Origin of the sequence: Candidatus Protofrankia datiscae (genome assembly GCF_000177615.2) — a bacterium.
GTDB classification, from domain to species: Bacteria; Actinomycetota; Actinomycetes; order Frankiales; family Frankiaceae; genus Protofrankia; species Protofrankia coriariae.
Map to the genome: position 1 here is coordinate 4000942 of NC_015656.1, position 17123 is coordinate 4018064.

Annotated in this window: 16 protein-coding genes and 2 pseudogenes; 13 read left to right on the forward strand and 5 right to left on the reverse strand. The window is 70.5% G+C overall.

Translation table 11 applies throughout. The annotated features are described in order from the left end of the window. Positions 1–136 precede the first annotated feature (136 nt). The 6 genes from FSYMDG_RS16695 (at position 137) to FSYMDG_RS16720 (ending at position 6769) form a co-directional block, all read left to right on the forward strand. Entirely contained in the window at positions 137–1177 is a 1041-nt protein-coding gene (locus FSYMDG_RS16695) for an ABC transporter permease (RefSeq protein ID WP_013874569.1), read from the forward strand. Then, positions 1174–2367 (forward strand): ABC transporter permease, encoded by a 1194-nt coding sequence (locus tag FSYMDG_RS16700; protein ID WP_013874570.1) that lies wholly within the window; start codon positions 1174–1176, stop codon positions 2365–2367. The genes FSYMDG_RS16695 and FSYMDG_RS16700 overlap by 4 nt, the downstream gene beginning before the upstream one ends. Then, entirely contained in the window at positions 2364–3404 is a 1041-nt protein-coding gene (locus FSYMDG_RS16705) for an ATP-binding cassette domain-containing protein (protein ID WP_013874571.1), read from the forward strand. The genes FSYMDG_RS16700 and FSYMDG_RS16705 overlap by 4 nt, the downstream gene beginning before the upstream one ends. Next, positions 3401–4285 carry an ATP-binding cassette domain-containing protein gene (locus tag FSYMDG_RS16710; RefSeq protein WP_013874572.1) on the forward strand — a complete coding sequence of 295 codons (885 nt, stop codon included), beginning with the start codon at positions 3401–3403 and terminating at the stop codon, positions 4283–4285. The genes FSYMDG_RS16705 and FSYMDG_RS16710 overlap by 4 nt, the downstream gene beginning before the upstream one ends. Before the next feature lie 44 nt (positions 4286–4329). Next, positions 4330–5721, forward strand: a complete 1392-nt coding sequence (locus FSYMDG_RS23400; protein ID WP_013874573.1) for an LLM class flavin-dependent oxidoreductase — start codon at positions 4330–4332, stop codon at positions 5719–5721. Positions 5722–5851: 130 nt separating this feature from the next. Next, positions 5852–6769, forward strand: a complete 918-nt coding sequence (locus FSYMDG_RS16720; protein WP_013874574.1) for an NADP-dependent oxidoreductase — start codon at positions 5852–5854, stop codon at positions 6767–6769. A 514-nt stretch (positions 6770–7283) separates the two neighbouring features. Here FSYMDG_RS16720 and FSYMDG_RS24750 read toward each other — a convergent pair. The 4 genes and pseudogenes from FSYMDG_RS24750 to FSYMDG_RS16735 all read right to left on the reverse strand — a co-directional run. Beyond that, a pseudogene (locus tag FSYMDG_RS24750) lies at positions 7284–7692 on the reverse strand (hypothetical protein); the annotation flags it as partial. Positions 7693–8115: 423 nt separating this feature from the next. Beyond that, positions 8116–8295, reverse strand: a complete 180-nt coding sequence (locus FSYMDG_RS26370; RefSeq protein ID WP_131772742.1) for a hypothetical protein — start codon at positions 8293–8295, stop codon at positions 8116–8118. 97 nt (positions 8296–8392) lie between these two features. Further along, positions 8393–9100 carry a cation transporter gene (locus tag FSYMDG_RS16730; RefSeq protein WP_013874575.1) on the reverse strand — a complete coding sequence of 236 codons (708 nt, stop codon included), beginning with the start codon at positions 9098–9100 and terminating at the stop codon, positions 8393–8395. After that, positions 9100–9435 carry an ArsR/SmtB family transcription factor gene (locus FSYMDG_RS16735; protein WP_013874576.1) on the reverse strand — a complete coding sequence of 112 codons (336 nt, stop codon included), beginning with the start codon at positions 9433–9435 and terminating at the stop codon, positions 9100–9102. The genes FSYMDG_RS16730 and FSYMDG_RS16735 overlap by 1 nt, the downstream gene beginning before the upstream one ends. A gap of 727 nt (positions 9436–10162) precedes the next feature. On the opposite strand from FSYMDG_RS16735, the gene FSYMDG_RS16740 reads away from it, so the two are divergent. The 7 genes and pseudogenes from FSYMDG_RS16740 (at position 10163) to FSYMDG_RS30140 (ending at position 15692) form a co-directional block, all read left to right on the forward strand. Continuing rightward, a complete protein-coding gene (locus FSYMDG_RS16740) occupies positions 10163–11122 on the forward strand; it encodes a metal ABC transporter solute-binding protein, Zn/Mn family (RefSeq protein WP_013874577.1) in 960 nt (319 codons plus the stop codon). A gap of 4 nt (positions 11123–11126) precedes the next feature. Further along, the gene (locus FSYMDG_RS16745; protein WP_013874578.1) at positions 11127–12038 is read left to right on the forward strand and encodes a metal ABC transporter ATP-binding protein; all 912 of its coding nucleotides are present in this window, start codon (positions 11127–11129) and stop codon (positions 12036–12038) included. After that, positions 12035–12955, forward strand: a complete 921-nt coding sequence (locus FSYMDG_RS16750; RefSeq protein WP_013874579.1) for a metal ABC transporter permease — start codon at positions 12035–12037, stop codon at positions 12953–12955. Before FSYMDG_RS16745 ends, FSYMDG_RS16750 begins: the two co-directional genes overlap by 4 nt. Then, on the forward strand, positions 12952–13791 hold the full coding sequence (locus FSYMDG_RS16755) for a metal ABC transporter permease (RefSeq protein ID WP_013874580.1): 840 nt from the start codon (positions 12952–12954) through the stop codon (positions 13789–13791). The genes FSYMDG_RS16750 and FSYMDG_RS16755 overlap by 4 nt, the downstream gene beginning before the upstream one ends. 12 nt (positions 13792–13803) lie before the next feature. Then, positions 13804–13965 (forward strand): annotated as a pseudogene (locus tag FSYMDG_RS28700) (transposase); the annotation flags it as partial. Positions 13966–14131: 166 nt separating this feature from the next. Further along, positions 14132–15001, forward strand: coding sequence for an IS3 family transposase (locus FSYMDG_RS16760; RefSeq protein WP_050803514.1), 870 nt, complete (start codon positions 14132–14134; stop codon positions 14999–15001). Positions 15002–15155: 154 nt separating this feature from the next. Next, entirely contained in the window at positions 15156–15692 is a 537-nt protein-coding gene (locus FSYMDG_RS30140) for a Fur family transcriptional regulator (protein ID WP_083828322.1), read from the forward strand. A gap of 6 nt (positions 15693–15698) precedes the next feature. On the opposite strand, the gene FSYMDG_RS16770 is transcribed toward FSYMDG_RS30140, so the two are convergent. Then, a complete protein-coding gene (locus tag FSYMDG_RS16770) occupies positions 15699–16988 on the reverse strand; it encodes an IS256 family transposase (RefSeq protein WP_013871703.1) in 1290 nt (429 codons plus the stop codon). Positions 16989–17123: the final 135 nt, after the last annotated feature.

Consider the following 17123-nt stretch of genomic DNA (forward strand, 5'->3'; position numbering starts at 1 on the left):
CGACCGGCCGCCGTCGTGTTCGACGCCCTCCCCTGCCCCGGAGGGCAACAATCATGATACAGAGAGTCGTGATTCACGAGATCATGGTTCGGAGGGTCGTGGTACGGAGGATGTGGGGAGTGCGAAGGACGGGCCCATGGCGGTGATCCTGCTGCGGCGCCTCGTCCTGCTGGCCCTGTCGCTGGTCGCCGCGAGCCTGCTCGTCTTCCTGCTGCTGCGACTGCTGCCCGGCGACGTGGCCGACGTGATCGCGGGGACCACGGCCTCCCCGGAGCAGGTCGCCAGGATCCGCCACCAGCTCGGCGTCGACCGACCGCTGATCACCCAGTACGCCAGCTGGGTCGGCGGTGTCCTCACCGGTGATTTCGGCGCCTCGGCGGTGAACGGGGTGTCCGTGTCGGCGCAGCTCGGCGAGAAACTGACGGTGACCGCGCCGCTGGTGGCCGGTGCGACCGTCCTGGCCGTCGCGGTCGCGCTGCCGCTCGGGATCATCTCGGCGGCCCGGCACCGGCGGGCCGACGGGCTGGCCCTGTCCACACTCAGCCAGCTCGGCATCGCGGTGCCCAGCTTCTGGGTGGGGCTGATGCTCATCACCCTGTTCGCGGTCGAGTGGGGGGTGCTGCCCGCCGGCGGGTTCCCGACGGACGGCTGGGACGACCCGGCGGCGGCCGTGCGCAGCCTGGCGCTGCCCGTGGTCACCCTGGCGCTGGTGGAGGGCGCGGTGCTGATGCGGTTCACCCGCTCGGCAACGCTGGAGGTGCTGCACGCGGACTTCATCCGCACCGCCCGGGCGAAGGGGCTGACCCGCGGCCGGGCACTGCTGCGGCACGGGGTCCGCAACGCGGCCGGGCCGGTCCTGTCCGTGCTGGGCCTGGAGTTCGCCACCCTGCTCGCCGGCACGGTCGTGATCGAGAACGTGTTCGCGCTGCCGGGCGTCGGGCAGATGCTGATCGTCGACATCGGCAACCGCGATCTGGTCAAGGTCCAGGGCACAGTGCTGCTGATCACCGTGGCCGTGCTGGTCGTCGGCTTCCTCGTCGACGTCGGCCATCGGCTGCTGGATCCGAGACTGCTGGATCCGAGACTGCTGGATCCGAGACTGCTGGATCCGAGACTGCTGGATCCGAGGCTGCTGGATCCGAGGCTGCCGGCCGCCGGGACGCGGGGCCCGAGATGACGGCTCCGCCGCGCGGGACGGCCCGGCCGCCGAGGACCGCCCCGCCGCTGGTGACGGCCCTGCTGCGCAGCCGTTCGGGCCGGCTGGGTGTGCTGCTGTCCTCGCTCGTCGTGGCCGCCGCCGCGGTGTCCCTGGTCTGGACGCCGTACGACCCGACCCGGGTGGACGCGGGCGCGCCCTGGCTGCCGATCAGCGGGCAGCACTGGTTCGGCACCGACAAGCTCGGCCGGGACCTGTTCAGCCAGATCCTTCTCGGCGCCCGGATCACGGTGTTCGCCGCGGTGGCGGCCACCGCCGTCGCCGCGGTACTGGGGGTGGGGCTGGCGCTGCTCGCCACCGTCACCCCGCGTCTGGTCGGCGAGTCCACCGCCCATCTGGTCGACGTCCTGATCGCCTTCCCGACCCTGCTGCTCGCGATGGTGCTCGCCGCCGTGTTCGGCGGTTCGACCTGGACCGCCGTCATCGCGACAGGCGTCGGCAGCGGCGTCCAGGTCGGCCGGGTGACACGGGGGGAGATCGTCCGGGTGCTGGCGTCCGACTACGTCCTGGCCGCGCACGCGGCCGGCGCCGGCACCAGGCGGATCGTCCGGCGGCACGTCCTGCCGAACATCGCGCCGACGCTGTACGTCCAGCTCTCCCTCGCGCTCGGGATCGCCGTACTCGCCGAGGCCGCGCTGTCCTACCTGGGCCTGGGCACCCCGCCGCCAACCCCGTCGTGGGGCCGGATGCTCCAGGAGCTGCAGCCGTACATCACCCTGCGGCCGCTGGTGCTGCTCTGGCCCGGCCTCGCCGTGGTGCTGACGGTGCTCGGGTTCAACCTGCTCGGCGACGGCATCCGCGAGGCCACGGACCCGCGGCTGCGGGACGGCCAGGCAACGTCGGGCGGCTCGCGGCGAGGTGGCCGCAAAGCGTCCCGGAAGGCGCGGGCCGCCCGGCCTGCGCCGCCGGATGCCCCACGGGCCTGGCCGGCGACGCGGGACGGTTCACCGCGGGAGTGGGACGGTTCGCCGGAAGATCCACCGGATGATCCGCTAGAGGACCGGTCGGCCATCTGGGAGGGCTTCCGGGATGCCCAGCGGGACGCCCAGCCGGCGGCGATACCGAACGGCGATCCGGACACCACACCGTCCGCCACAGGAGAGCCACACATAGGACAGTCACACTCCGATACCACAGAGGCATCACGGTGAGCGAACAGAGACCGCCGACGCCAATACCGACATCCTCGCCGGCAGCACCAGCACCAGCACCAGCGGCAGCGGCGTCGGCGGCAGCGGCGGCGGCGCCTGAACCGTCGGCGGCGCTGACGGGGCGGGAACGGGGCGGGACGCCGTCCGGGCTCCTCGAGGTCACCGATCTCACCGTCCGCTTCGGCGACACAGTGGTCGTCGACCGGATCGGCTTCGGCCTGGACGCCGGTGGGCGGCTCGGGCTCATCGGCGAGTCCGGATCCGGGAAATCGATCACCGCGCTGGCCGTCCTCGGGCTGCTGCCAGACGGCGCGGCCGCGACCGGAAGCATCCGCTTCGACGGGCGGGAGCTGCTCGGCCGGTCCGACCGGGAGCTCTCCCGCATCCGCGGCGACCGGATCGCCATGGTCTTCCAGGAGCCGCTCACCGCGCTGAACCCGCTGTGGCGGGTGGGCCGCCAGATCGGCGAGCCGCTGCGCCTGCACCGCGGGCTGTCCCGGCGGGCGGCGGCCGCGGCCGCGGTCGAACTCGCCGCGAAGGTCGGGCTGCCCGACCCGGAACGGCTCGTCCGCGCGTACCCGCACCAGCTCTCCGGCGGGCAGCGCCAGCGGGTCGGCATCGCCATCGCGCTCGCCTGCCGACCCGCGCTGCTCATCGCGGACGAGCCGACCACCGCCCTCGACGTCAGCGTCCAGGCGGACGTCCTCGCCCTGCTCACCCGCCTCGTCCACGAGGCCGGCACCGCCCTGCTGTACATCACCCACGATCTCGCGGTGGTGGCCTCGGTCGCCCGGAAGCTCGCGGTCATGCGCGGCGGGCGGCTGGTGGAGACCGGCCCGACCGAGACCGTCCTGCGGTCCGCGCGGCATCCCTACACCCGGCGGCTGCTGGCGGCGGCACACCGCACAAGCTGGACCGGCCCCACGGGCGGCCCGGCTCCCGAGCTCGTGGGCAGGCCGGCTGTCGAACCCGCCGGCGACCTGGCCGCCAGGCCTGTGGACGGCCGGCCGGAGCGGACGTCGAAGGCGGGCGCATGACACTGTTCGAGGCCAGTGGGCTGACCCGCGGCTACCGACTGCCGCGCACCTCGCTGTTCGGCCCGGCCGGCGTCCGGCACGCCGTCCACAACGTCGATCTCTCGCTGCCGGACGGTCACAGCCTCGGCATCGTCGGCGAGTCCGGGTCGGGCAAGTCGACCCTGGTCCGGCTGCTGCTCGGGCTGGAGCGCCCGGACGCCGGGACGGTGCGCTACCGGGGCCGGCGGGTCCGGCCCGGGCGCCCCCGCGACCTGCGCTGGCTGCGCCGCGAGGTGCAGGTCGTCCTACAGGACCCGCTCAGCTCGCTGAACCCCCGGATGCCCGTCGGCGCGATCGTCGCCGAACCGCTGGAATGCCTCGGCACCGACGGAAACGACAACGGCAACAGCGGCAGTGGCGATCGCGGTGGCGACGGCGACGGCGACGGCAGCCGTGGCGACGGTGGCGACGGTAGGCACGCGCGTGCCGGCCGGCACGCCCGCGTCGACGAGGTGCTGCGCGCGGTCGGCCTCGACCCGGACGTCCGCACGCGTTACCCGCACGAGTTCTCCGGTGGGCAGCGGCAGCGCATCGCCATCGCCCGGGCACTCGCGCCCCGCCCGCGGGTGCTCGTCGGTGACGAACCGGTGAGTGCCCTGGACGTGTCGGTGCGCGCGCAGATCCTGGACCTGCTGGCCGCTCTCGCCGCAAGCTACCGGCTCAGCCTGGTCGTCGTCTCCCACGACATCGGCGTGGTCGCCCGGCTGTGCGATCAGGTGATCGTCATGCACCGCGGCGAGGTGGTGGAACGCGGCGTCACCGAGACGGTGCTGTCCGCACCGACCCATACCTACACCCGGACACTGGTGGCAGCGGTGCCCCGGCTGCCACCGACCGGGTGAGCCGCCAGGCTCGCAGCGCGCGGGGCCCGACAGTGAGGACGCGGATGACGACAGACTCGAAGACCAGTCTCCCGGCCGGCGGCAACCGGGAGACCAACCCGCCGGCCGGCGGCAACCATCTGTCCAGGGACGATCCCCTGGCCGGAGGTGGCCGGCCGTTCAAGCTGGGCTTCCTGACCCATGTGTTCAGTCGGGAGGAGCCGGCGGAGCTGCTGCGCCGGCTCGTGGAGCTGTTCGTCGCCGCCGAGGAGCTCGGGTTCGACGGCGGCTGGATCGCCCAGCACCACTTCTCCCCTCAGTACGGCCGGCTGCCCTCGCCGCTGGTGCTGCTCGCCGCGGCCGCGCAGGCGACCCGGCGGATCGAGCTCGGCACCGCGGTGGTGGTGCTGCCGCTGGAGAACCCGATCAGGGTCGCCGAGGACGCGGCCGTCGTCGACGCGCTCAGCGGCGGGCGGCTACAGCTCGGGCTGGGTACGGGCGCGGCCAACTCGCCGGCGTTCGCCGCCTTCGGCCGGGACGCCGGCGCGCGCCGGGAGCTGTTCACGCAGGCCGTCGGCCTGCTGCGGGACCTGCTGCGCGGCGGCGACGTCCCGGGCACCGACGGGCTGCGGCTGCAACCGCCGGCGCCGACGCTGGCCGGGCGGCTGTGGGACTCCACCTCCAGCGCCGAGGGTGCGACGGCCGCGGCGCGGGTCGGGGACGGGCTGCTGCTCGGGGTCGGACCCGCGGGGTCGGCACAGCGTCCGCTGGCCGAAACGTACCTGCGCGCATACGCCGCGGCCCGTTCAGGCGCGACCGCCAGGCCGGACGGGACGGCTTTCCCGGCCGGGACGGCTCACCCCGCCGACGGACCGGGCGGGGACGGCCGATCCGTCGGGACGGTCCGCTCGGGCACGGCTGCCCGCTCTGCCACGGATAGCCCTTCGGCCACGGATGGCCCTTCGTCCACGGATGGCCCTTCGTCCGCGGTTGGCCGCTCGAGGGCGGCAGCCCGGTCGCTGTGCCCGGACGGCTACCCGGCGGCCCGGCTCGCCGTCGCGCACGGTGTGTTCCCCGGGCCCGACCGCCTGGCCGCCCAGCGGGACCTGGCCGCCGGCATCGCCCGCTACCGTCCGTACTTGTCCCATTTCGGACTGCCCGACACCGCCGACGACGCCGCCGCGCTCGACGCCATGAACGTCCACCACGGCCCGGTCGACGTGATCGTCGAGAGCCTCGCGACGAACCCGGTGGGGCCGGGGTTCACCTCCTACTTCATCGCCGCCGTCCAGGGTGAGGCCGGCGGGGCTGCGAGCTTCGACGCGACACTGCGCCGCCTGGAGATCATCAGCACCGAGATCGCCCCGGCGCTGGGCTGGCGGCCGGCGACCGCTACCCCCGGCACTGCCCCCACCCCCGGCCCCGGTCGGCACAGACGCCCAGCCGAACACCCCTGATCCACCGACGACACCGGTGATCCACTGACGATCTCCGCGTCGACAGTCGTTGAATCGCGCGAGTGAGGGAACAGACGATCGTGACAAACGAGGGAAGACAACGAGGACGGACACGACGAAGGAGCTGGCGATGCCGCGAGCTGTCCGGTTCGACGGGTACGGCGGGACAGAGAAACTGCGGGTGGTGGACGTGCCGCGGCCGGCACCCGGGGCGGGTGAGGTCCTTGTCCGGGTGAAGGCCGCCGGGATCAATCCCGGCGAGGCGAAGATCCGCGAGGGACTGCTGCACGGCCGGGGGCCGGCGACGTTCCCCTCGGGGCAGGGCAGCGATCTGGCCGGGGTCGTCGAGGAGACCGGCCCCGGGGTGACCGGCTTCTCCGTCGGAGACGAGGTCCTCGGGTTCACCAACCGGCGGGCCAGCCACGCCGAGTATGTGGTGGTGGAGGCGCACAACCTCACGGCGAAGCCGGAGAAGGTCTCCTGGGAGGTCGCCGGATCACTGTTCGTGGCCGGGACGACAGCGTACGCCGCGGTGCGCGCGGTCTCGCCGCGCCACGGTGACACGGTGGTCGTCTCCGGCGCCGCGGGCGGGGTGGGGTCGATCGCCGTGCAGCTCGCCAGGCTCGCTGGCGGGCGCGTGGTCGGGATCGCCGGGCCGGCCAACCATGCCTGGCTCGCCGACCACGGGGTGAGCCCGGTCGCCTACGGGGACGGCGTCGCCGACCGCGTCCGGCAGGTGGCGGACCATGTCGACGCCTTCATCGACACGTTCGGCCAGGGCTACGTGGACCTGGCGCTCGAGCTCGGGGTGGCCCCCGACCGGATCGACACCATCGCCGACTTCGACGCGGTCGGCCGGCACGGGGTGAAGGCGGACGGCAGCGCGGCGGCGGCCAGCACCGGCGTCCTCGCCGAACTGGCACAACTGGTGGCCGACGGCCGCCTGGAGGTCCCGATCGCCGGCACCTACCCGCTGGCCGACGTCCAGGACGCCTTCCGCGAACTCGAACGCGGCCACACCCGAGGCAAGATCGTCCTCATCCCCTGACAACTCGTTTCCCGACAACCGGCCAAGGTGCCCATGCCAGTCACCGACCGGGCAGCGTGATGCCAACGATCTACCGATCGATATACCTATCGCCAGGAAAGTACTTGCGTCGGTGTCGGCGTGATGCTGTCGGGCCTCAGAGCCGGATGTGCTGCGGCGCGGTGTCAGCCCGCATGACTTCGCCGAAGGTCGCGGTTGCGGGGAACACGATGCCGCCGTACTCGATGCCGCCGTAGGTGTCGCCGCCTGCCTCGCTGGCGTGGAGGGCGTTCGCGGATTCCTCAGATGCGCCGCGGAGAATCTGCTCTACCGTCCTGGGCACTGGGAGCGATTCGGCGGCGGCGGCCGGCCAGACGGTCTCGATCGTTACCGGCCATCCAGGTGAGATCGGCAACGGTATCCCGAGATCCGCCGAAATTTCCGCGCTGGCAGCCACGGAGCCCGGCTGGAGAAGCCCGGGGCTGGAAGGCACAGCCCGAGGTGCAGGCAGATCGCGGCTATCGTCAGGCTCGATACGGTCGATGCGGCTGATGAGGAGCAGGTCGACGGGGGTGAGGTGTTCGCGGTCGTCGAGGTCGATGAGGTTGTGGATGCTGGTGCCGTAGGCCTCGGCGAGCACGTTGAGGAGCTGGGGTGTGGGCCGGCAGCGGTCGTTCGGCAGCGGCCAGTTCTCCGGTTCCGACAGCTTCGGGGCGGTCATGGGGGCGGTGCCCGTGGGGGTCGAGGCCGGTGCGGGCGGCGTGGGCGTTGATGTGGTTGGCGGCCTGCATCTGGGTCCAACCGTGCGCGACCCGGTGCGCGGCGCGGGGGCGCAGCTTGTAGCGGCGGGCAAACTCGATCGCGATCTCATCGTGGGACATGCCGACCGCGCGCATCCGCGCCCGCAGCTCGTCCTGCTCCGCCCGCTGGCTCGCCCTACTCACGCCGCGTCCCCTCCGGGCCTTTCGCCGGACCGCCGTCGACCCGCCATGTCGGGAACGTGCAGACCATCGCCAGAGTAACGGGCCCCCATTCGCGGGCCGGGGCCGACGGCCGAACCTGCGCCGCGCCAGCCATCTCATGATCGCTCGGCTCGGAGGATGTGTCTGACTACTCGGCGCGCCGGCCGGCGCTTTCGCCTGCGAGACGCGCTCCGAGGCCAATGATCACTCCGTTGCGGGGTGGCGCCACTGGAGACACGTTCCATCAGACAGGGCACGACCATGATGATCGCTTGGCGTGGTGGTGTACGTCATTCCCCGCGGGCCGAATGTTTCCTTCGTAGCGTCATCGCCGGGCTGAGCTGCGGAAACGGCATGAGGTCCTGCGATCTGTTCGGGGCTGGAGGGTCCATCTGTTCGCACGTGTCAGACCGCTTGGTGCTCGTGGATACCGCTGCCCGGTCGCGGGGCACTCCCAGCCGTCGGTGCCCGTAGCGGGTTGGCGTGCCAGCACTGCGGATGCAGGATCAAGGCGGCTGCGTCGACCTGGGCGCGAACCTCGTCCAGTTCCAGCCTGAGTTGTGCCGCCTGGTCGTAGCTGTCCAAGGCCCCGCTCCGACCTTGCCTCCGGCAAGCACCCGACGCTGTCGGCAATGGCATTCCGACGGCGCTTCCCCGAACTCTGCGGGTCGCGTTGTTCTGGTCAGGTGCAGCAGTCGCAGCCGGGCGCGCATCCGCAGGCGTCGACGGTGCCACCCAGGTCGACGGGGGTGGGCAGGACCGGGCAGCAGGTGTCTCCCGCCCAGGCGTTACGGCCTTCTTTGACGGCGATGACGGCGATCACCAGGGCAGTGATCGGGTCGGTCCAGGCCCAGTCGAGGGTGGCGTTGGCGGTCAGGCCGATCAGGAGCACGGCGGACAGGTAGGTGCACAGCAGGGTCTGTTTGGAGTCCGCGATGGCGGAGGCGGAGCCGAGTTCCCGGCCGGCGCGGCGTTGGGCGGTGGACAGGAATGGCATGACGGCCAGGGACAGCGCGGCGAGGACGATCCCGGGTAGGGATCCGTCCGCCTTCCCGGTTCCGGCGAGCATCCGGACCGCGTCGACGGTGGCATAGGCGGCGAGCGCGAAGAACGACACCGCGATGATCCGCAGGGTGGTCTTCTCCCGGGCCTGGCGCGAGGTGTGGTCGGTGGCGGAGAACTGCCAGGCGACCGCGGTGGCGGAGGAGACCTCGATGACCGAGTCCAGACCGAAACCGATCAGTGCGGTCGAGGACGCGATTGTGCCCAGGGTGAGGGCGACTACGGCCTCGATGACGTTGTAGGTGATCGTCGCGGCGACGAGGAACCGGATCCTGCGGGTGAGAGCTGTCCGGCGGGCAGGGGAGGGGCTGAGGGTCAGCTGGGACATCAGCAGCAGCCCTTGTCCTCGGTGTCGGGGCAGGCGCGGTCAGCCGCGACCGCGAGGACTGCGGTGCACAGGACGTCGAGGGCCTCACCCAGGCGGGGGTCGGTCAGTTCGTAGCGGGTGCGGCGGCCGACAGGGACGGCGACGACTAGACCGCAGCCACGCAGGCAGGCCAGATGGTTCGACAGGCGGCTTCGGGAGATGCCCAGCTGTTCGGCTAGGTCGGCGGGGTGGGCTGGAGCGTCGCGCAGGGCGAGTAGGAGCCGGGCGCGGATCGGGTCGGCCAGGGCGCGGCCGAACCGGGCAAGGATCCCGATATCGTGGGCTACGGTCAGCACGGCTTCACAGTACAGATAATCCTGAACTCAGACATAGCTGAACTAGAGGCAGCGCGGGCTGGTTGCGTTCATCTCGTGGCAGTGCAGAGTCCGGTCCGATCAACCGCCCGCCGACCTGGCACGAGGATGCCAAAGTCGCTGAACCGGCCTCTATCGGCATCACCCACCGTGGCCGGCCACCGTCCGCGTATGGAGCCGCATCCCACCGGTAGCGCCATCGGCAACCTCGGTGAGAATCGGGCACCTGGAACCGCATCGACCAGCCGTCCACGGCGATCGAGGAACTGCCGGCGCGACTCGAGGCGGAGACGCGCCTTTTTCGCCGCCAGTGTGACCGGCTGGCGACCATCCCCGGCGTCGGCCGGCACACGGCCGAAGTCATCACGCGGACCGCCGGCCTGTGCGCCGCTGCCGGCGTACTCCACTGGCTCTTCCAGCGGCGCCGAAGACGACCGCGGCGCCGATAACGGCGGGCAGCTGCAGGTCGGGCGCGGCTCTGTCGAGACCACGGTAGCCCGCCAGCACGGTGCGGGAGCGCGGCGATCCGACTGGTCGGCACCGCCGCATGGCTGGCGGCGACTCGGTGGCGAGGATGCGTGCTCCCGGCACGGTGAAGGCGATTACCACACCTATCAACTTGTAATGGTTTCCATTACCATCTACGTTGATGAAAATGGATCCCAGTACGGATGGTGGGTCCGGTCGGCTGACGAGCGGGGAGACCGTGGTGGATGGTGCGAGGCTGGTCGCGGTGCGGCGGTGGCGGGTCCGGCGCGGTCTGGGGGTGGTGGCCGCCGGTGTGGTGATAGTCGTGGCCGCGTGTGGGACGTCCTCGTCGGGGGATTCTGGGAGCGCTGGCGGTGGTGGCGGGAAGATCGCGGTGGTGGCGGCGGAGAACTTCTGGGGCAGTATCGCCGCCCAGCTCGGGGGTGATCGGGTTGCGGTCACCAGCATCATCGACAATCCCGACGCCGATCCGCACGACTACGAGCCGATTCCGGCGGACGGCCGGGCGATCGCCGGCGCGCGGCTGTTCATCGACAACGGAGTCGGCTACGACCCGTGGGCGGGCCGGCTGGCGGCGGCGAACCCGGCGGACGGGCGCACTACGCTGACCGTCGGTGAGCTGGTCGGCGCGAAGGACGGGGACAACCCGCACCGCTGGTACAACCCGGGGGACGTCACGAGGGTGATCGACGAGGTCACCGCGGACTACAAGAAGATCGACCCGGCGGACGCGGGCTACTTCGACCGGCAACGGGCGTCGTTCACCGCGACGGCGCTGAAGCCGTACACCGATCTCATCGCGTCGATCAAGACGACGTACGCCGGGACACCGGTCGGGGCGTCGGAGAGCATCTTCGAGATGCTGTCTCCGGCTCTCGGGTTGGACCTGCTGACCCCGCCGGCCTTCCTGCGCGCGATCTCGGAGGGCGCCGATCCGACCGCCGCGGACAAGACCACCATCGACGATCAGATCAGGACCGGGAAGATCAAGGTCTATGTGTACAACAGCCAGAACTCCACCCCGGACGTGCAACGGCAGGTCGAGGAGGCGAAGGCGGCCAAGATCCCGGTGACCGCTATCACCGAGACCCTCACCCCGGCCGGCGCGTCTTTCCAGGATTGGCAGGTCGCCCAGCTGACAAGCCTGCGGACGGCGCTGGCGCAGGCAACCGGAAAGTGACGCGATGACGGTGCGCACACGATCCGCTCAGGTGGCCGTCGACGCCGTCGGCACAGTCCTGCCCGCTGGCACCGACCGGCCGACCGCGGTGAACACAGCGGCGGTGTTGTTCCGGAACGCCGCGGTCCGCTTGGGTGGGCGGCTGGTGTGGAGCGGGGTGGATGTCGAGGTCGCCGCCGGAGAGTTCGTCGCGGTTCTCGGGCCCAACGGGGTCGGTAAGTCCACCCTGCTTAAGGCGGCTCTGGGCCTGCTGCCGCTGTCCGCGGGGCGGGCGGTGGTGCTGGGTCGGCCTCCCGGGCGGGCCCGCGCCGAGATCGGGTACCTGCCGCAGCGACGCAGCTTCGACCCGTCGGTACGGATCCGCGGGATCGATGTCGTCCGCCTCGGTGTCGACGGCCACCGGTGGGGTCTACCTCTACCCGGCGGGGAGCGCAGCCGGGCAGCAGGGCGGCGCGTGGTCGAACTCGTCGCGCTGGTCGGCGCCACCGGCTACGCTCACCAGCCGATCGGCCGGCTCTCCGGTGGGGAGCAGCAGCGGCTTCTGATCGCCCAAGCGCTCGCCCGCCGGCCCCGGATCCTGCTCCTCGATGAACCGTTGGACAGCTTGGACCTGCACAACGCCGCCGCGGTCGCGGCACTGATCCGCACTATCTGCCAGACGGCGGGGGTGACCGTGCTGATGGTCGCCCATGACGTCAACCCGATCCTGTCCAGCCTCGACCGGGTCATCTACCTCGCCGGCGGCGGCGCGGTGTCGGGCTCTCCCACCGAGGTCATCACCAGCGCGACGTTGAGCCGGCTCTACCAGACCCCCATCGAGGTACTGGCCACCTCGGATGGGCGGCTGGTCGTCGTCGGCCAACCCGAACCGCCCGCGGCGCACACCGACCGCCACGACGGGACCGGCCACTCATGATCGCCGCTGCCACGGCCGACGCGGCCCTGTCGTGGAACCTGGTCCGCGATGTCCGACAGATGTTCGCCTACCCGTTCATGGTGAACGCGTTCCGGGCCGGGACCGTCGTCGCGGTCACCGCCGGGGCGACCGGCTGGTTCATGGTCCTGCGCCGTCAGACGTTCGCCGGCCACACCCTGGCCGTGGCCGGTTTTCCGGGCGCGGCCGGCGCGATCTGGCTCGGCCTGGGCGCGACCTACGGCTACTTCGCTTTCTGCCTGACCGCGGCGCTTCTCATCGCGGCCATCCCCACCGCGGGCGGAGCCACCGCGGGGCGGGCCGCGGAGTCGGCCACCGTCGGTACCGTGCAGGCGTTCGCGCTGGCCTGCGGGTTTCTGTTCGTCAGCCTGTACAAGGGATTCCTCGGCGGGGTGAACGCGCTGTTGTTCGGCAGCTTTTTGGGGATCACCGATGGCATGGTCCTGACCCTGACCGCCGTCGCCGTGGCGGTCCTGGCGGTGCTGGCGGTGCTCGGGCGGCCGTTGCTGTTCGCCTCCCTCGATCCGGCCGTGGCGGCCGCCGCCGGGGTGCCCGTGCGGGCCCTGTCGGTGGCCTTCCTGATCGTGCTCGGGAGCACCGCAGCGGAGGTCAGCCAGATCACCGGCACCCTCCTCGTCTTCACCCTGCTGGTCATCCCCGCGGCGACCGCACAGATCCTCACCCCTCGGCCGGCGCTCAGCCTTGCCCTCACCGTGCTGTTCGGGCTGCTGGTCACCTGGGCCGGGCTGACCGTGGCCTACTACTCGCCGTACCCGATCGGCTTTTTCATCACCAGCTTCGCCTTCGGTCTGTACCTGCTCGCCCGCCTCGCCGTTCACGCGCACGACCTGCTCGGCCGGACCGCCCGCACCTCCCATCCCGCACAGGCGGCGGCATGACCGCGGAGACGGCGGACACCGGACTGACCGCGATGTTCGACCACCCGTTCATGCAGCACGCCTTCATCGCCGGAACAGGGATCGCCTTGGCGGCGGGACTCGTCGGCTATTTCCTCGTCCTGCGTGCGCAGGTCTTCACCGCCGACGCGTTGTCCCATGTGGCGTTCACCGGCGCGCTCGCCGCCCTGGCCACCGGGGTCGACGCCCGCATCGGCCTGTTCGCCGCCACCATCACCGTCGGGTTCGCCCTCGGTGCTCTCGGCTCCCGCGGCCACGCCGACGACGTCGTCATCGGCAGCGTGTTCGCCTGGATCCTTGGTCTCGGCGTGCTCTTCCTCACCCTGTACACAACCCACCGCAGCAGCGGCAACGGCACCGCCGGCGTCACCGTCCTGTTCGGCTCGATCTTCGGATTGGACGCCTCCCACGCCTGGGAAGCCGCCGTGCTCGCCGCCCTGCTCTGCCTCGCCGTCATCGTGATCGGGCGTCCCCTGCTGTTCGCGAGCCTGGACCAGGCGGTCGCCGCCGCCCGCGGTGTCCCCGTCCGCCTCCTCGGTGTCGGGTTCCTCGGCCTGGTCGGGGCGACCGCGGCCGAGGCCACCCAGGCCGTCGGCGCGCTCCTGCTCCTCGGTCTGCTCGCCGCACCCGCCGGCACTGCCCAACGGCTCACCACCCGCCCCTACCCCGGCATGTGGATCTCCACCTCGGTCGCGGTAGCCGTGACCTGGGCTGGCCTGACCATCAGCTACCTCGCCCCGCGGATCCCCCCGAGCTTCGCCATCCTCTGGAGTGATCCCGCTTCCGTGGACAGCGAACCTGAGGTTCGCTGTCCATAGGGAAGGAGCGTCATGGGGTCAGCTCGCCGGAAGTTCACCCAGGAGTACAAATCCGAGGCAGTAAGGTTGGTGCTCGACTCGGGCCGGTCGGTGACCGAGGTCGCGAAGAGTCTGGGTATCCACGAGACCACGTTGGGAAACTGGGTGAAGAAGGCGAAGGAGAACGGCGAGACCGAGGAGCGGCCGCTGTCGGTGTCGGAGCGCGCGGAACTTGAGGAGCTCCGGAAGAAGTACGCGCAGGCGCAGATGGACATCGCCTTCCTAAAAAAGCGGCGAGCTTCTTCGCGAGCGAGCAGAAGTAAAGTTCGAGTTCATCTCGATACACGCTCCGAAGAAGCCTGTGTCCGCCGACGGCGCGAACACCTTTCCCGTCGACTACATGTGCAAGAAACTCGACGTGTCCCGACAGGGCTACTATGCGTGGAAGAAACGCGGCCCGTCTCGGAGGGAGAAGGACGACGCCACCTTGTCGACCATGATCAGAGCTGTTTTCGACCGTCACGAGGGGCGGTACGGCGTGCGGCGGATCTTCCACGAGATCCGCCGCCAGGGCGTCGCCGTCGCCTACAAGCGGGTCCAGCGGCTGATGGCGACGATGGGCCTGGTCAGCGTGCATCCGCGTCCCCGCCGGCCGGTGACGACGGTGCAGGCCGCGGACTCCTCATCGCTGCCTGATCTTGTCGGCCAAGACTTCGCCGCGTCCGCACCGAACCAGTTGTGGTACGGCGACATAACATATATTCGCACCTGGGATGGCTGGGTGTACATGGCCTCCGTCATCGACGCGTTCTCTCGGAAGATCGTCGGCTGGGCGGTCGCCGATCACATACGCACCGAACTCGTTCTCGACGCGCTTCGTATGGCCGTCACCCGCCGGCGGCCACCCGGCGGCGTCATATTCCACGCCGACCGAGGCGGTCAGTACACCAGCCGTGAGTTCGTCGCCTTCTGTCGCGACAACAACGTCCGAAACTCCGTCGGCCGTACCGGGATCTGTTTCGACAACGCCGCGGCGGAGTCCTTCTGGGCCACCCTCAAGAAGGAGTTCGTCCACCTCCACCCGTTCGATACCATAGACCGCGTCCGGGCGGGGATCTTCGAATATGTCGAGATCTACTACAACCGGCAGCGGTTGCACTCCTCGATCGGCTATCTCACGCCTGTCGAGTTCGAGGAAGAATTTGACGGACAAACACTTCGTGCTGCATAGTTAGGACTGTCCACGAAAGTGGGAACCCTCCACTCGCCTTCGCCACCACCACTTACGCCGTCGCCCTGACCGTCACCACCCGCACCGCCACCGCCATCCACCCGCCCATACCATCCCCGGCAACCTCGATGGCGCAGAGGTCCCCGACCTCCTCATGAGCCCCAATCTCGTGAGAGGAGAGACGGTGCCCACCGACGACGTTCATGCCTCTGACGAATCCGACACCCGCGACGCACGACGGGAACCGCAGCGGTGGCGCAGGTCCCGCGGCCCTCGCCCCCCACGCGACACCCCGCAACGCCGTACAGTGCTGGCTGCGCTCACCGCCGCCGCCGGCGGGTTCCGCAGCGCCCAGGCCTTGCACGAGCAGATACGCGCCAGCGGGCACCACATCGGCCTCACCACGACGTACCGCATCCTGTACGACCTGGTAGGCGATGCCATCGTCGACACGATCCGAGGCGAGGACGGCCAGCAACTGTTCCACCTCACCCGAACCACCGGACACCACCACCACCTGGTCTGTCGTAGCTGCGGACACAGCATCGACGTTGCCTCCGACACCGTCGAGACCTGGGCGGCAGACCTCGCTGCCGCACACGGATTCGCCGACCTCAACCATGCGATCGGGGAGTGTCAAGTTAACGGTGTAGCGGGTGATGTTGGTGCTACGTGTGGACCACTGCGGTGAGCTGGTCTACTTCCGGCCGGCGGACAGGCGTCCGTCGAAGGCCAGATCGAACGCGTTGAGGGGTGCTTTCCAGCGGATCATCCATTTGGCTCGGCCGCGGCCGGTGGGGTCGAGGCTGGTCAGGGTGAGGTAGAGGTGTTTGAGCGCGGCCTGTTCGTTCGGGAAGTGGCCGCGGGCCTTCACCGAGCGGCGGAACCGGGCGTTGAGGCTCTCGATCGCGTTGGTCGTGCAGATCACGGTCCGGATCTCGGCGTCGAACCGGAGGAACGGGACGAACTCGGCCCAGGCGTTCTCCCAGAGCCGGATGATCGCGGGGTACTTCTTCTCCCAGGTCGCGGCGAAGTCGGTGAATCGGTCGAGGGCGGCCGCCTCGGTCGGGGCGGTGTAGACGGGCTTGAGGTCCTTCGCGAGCGCGGGCCAGTCCTTCTTGCTGGCATACCGGAACGAATTGCGCAGAAGGTGCACGATGCAGGTCTGGACGATGGTGACGGGCCAGACCTGGGCGACGGCGTCGGGCAGACCGGTCAGCCCGTCGCAGACGAGGATGAGCACGTCGGTGACGCCGCGGTTCTTCAGCTCGGTGAGGACCTGCTGCCAGTGCTTGGCGCCTTCACCGCCGGTGCCGGCCCACAGTCCGAGCACGTCGCGTTCGCCGTCGGCGGTGACCCCGATCGCGACGTAGACCGGCCGGTTCGCGACCTGCCCGTCACGGATCTTCACCACGATCGCGTCGATGAACACGACGGCGTAGACCGGGTCGAGCGGCCGGTTACGCCACTCTTCCATGCCGGCGATCACACTGTCGGTGATGGTGGAGATGGTCTGCCGGGACACCTCGGTGCCGTAGACCTCGGCCAGATGCGCCTGGACCTCGCCGGTGGTCAGCCCCTTGGCGACCAGCGAGACGACGAGTTCCTCGACCCCGCCGAGGCGACGCTGCCGCTTCGCGACGAGCTGCGGGGTGAACGAACCGTCGCGGTCACGGGGCACATCGACCGCGACCGGGCCGATCTCGGTGACCACGGTCTTGGTCCGGGTGCCGTTACGGGAGTTCCCGCCGTTGCGGCCGGCCGGGTCACCCGGCTCGTAACCGAGATGCGCCGTCATCTCGGCGGCCAGGGCCTTCTCCAGGACCATCTTCGTCAGCCCGGCGAGCATCCCACCGGGCCCGGTCAGCGACAGCCCCTCGACGCGGGCCCGCTCGATGAGGCTCTCGGCGAGCGCCTCGTCAACCATCACCGGCGGGGCCGGTGCGGGGCCGGTATCGGCCGGTGTGTCCTCGATCGTGTCGGTCATCTGGTGCCTCCTCTACCTGCGCGTATGCACAGAGTGTCACAGGTGAGTTACACCGTTTTTCTTACACTCCCTGCGATCGACCTGTTCGGACTCTGCACCGGATGTCAACCGGATCGGTGATCCGGGAGTGTCCCT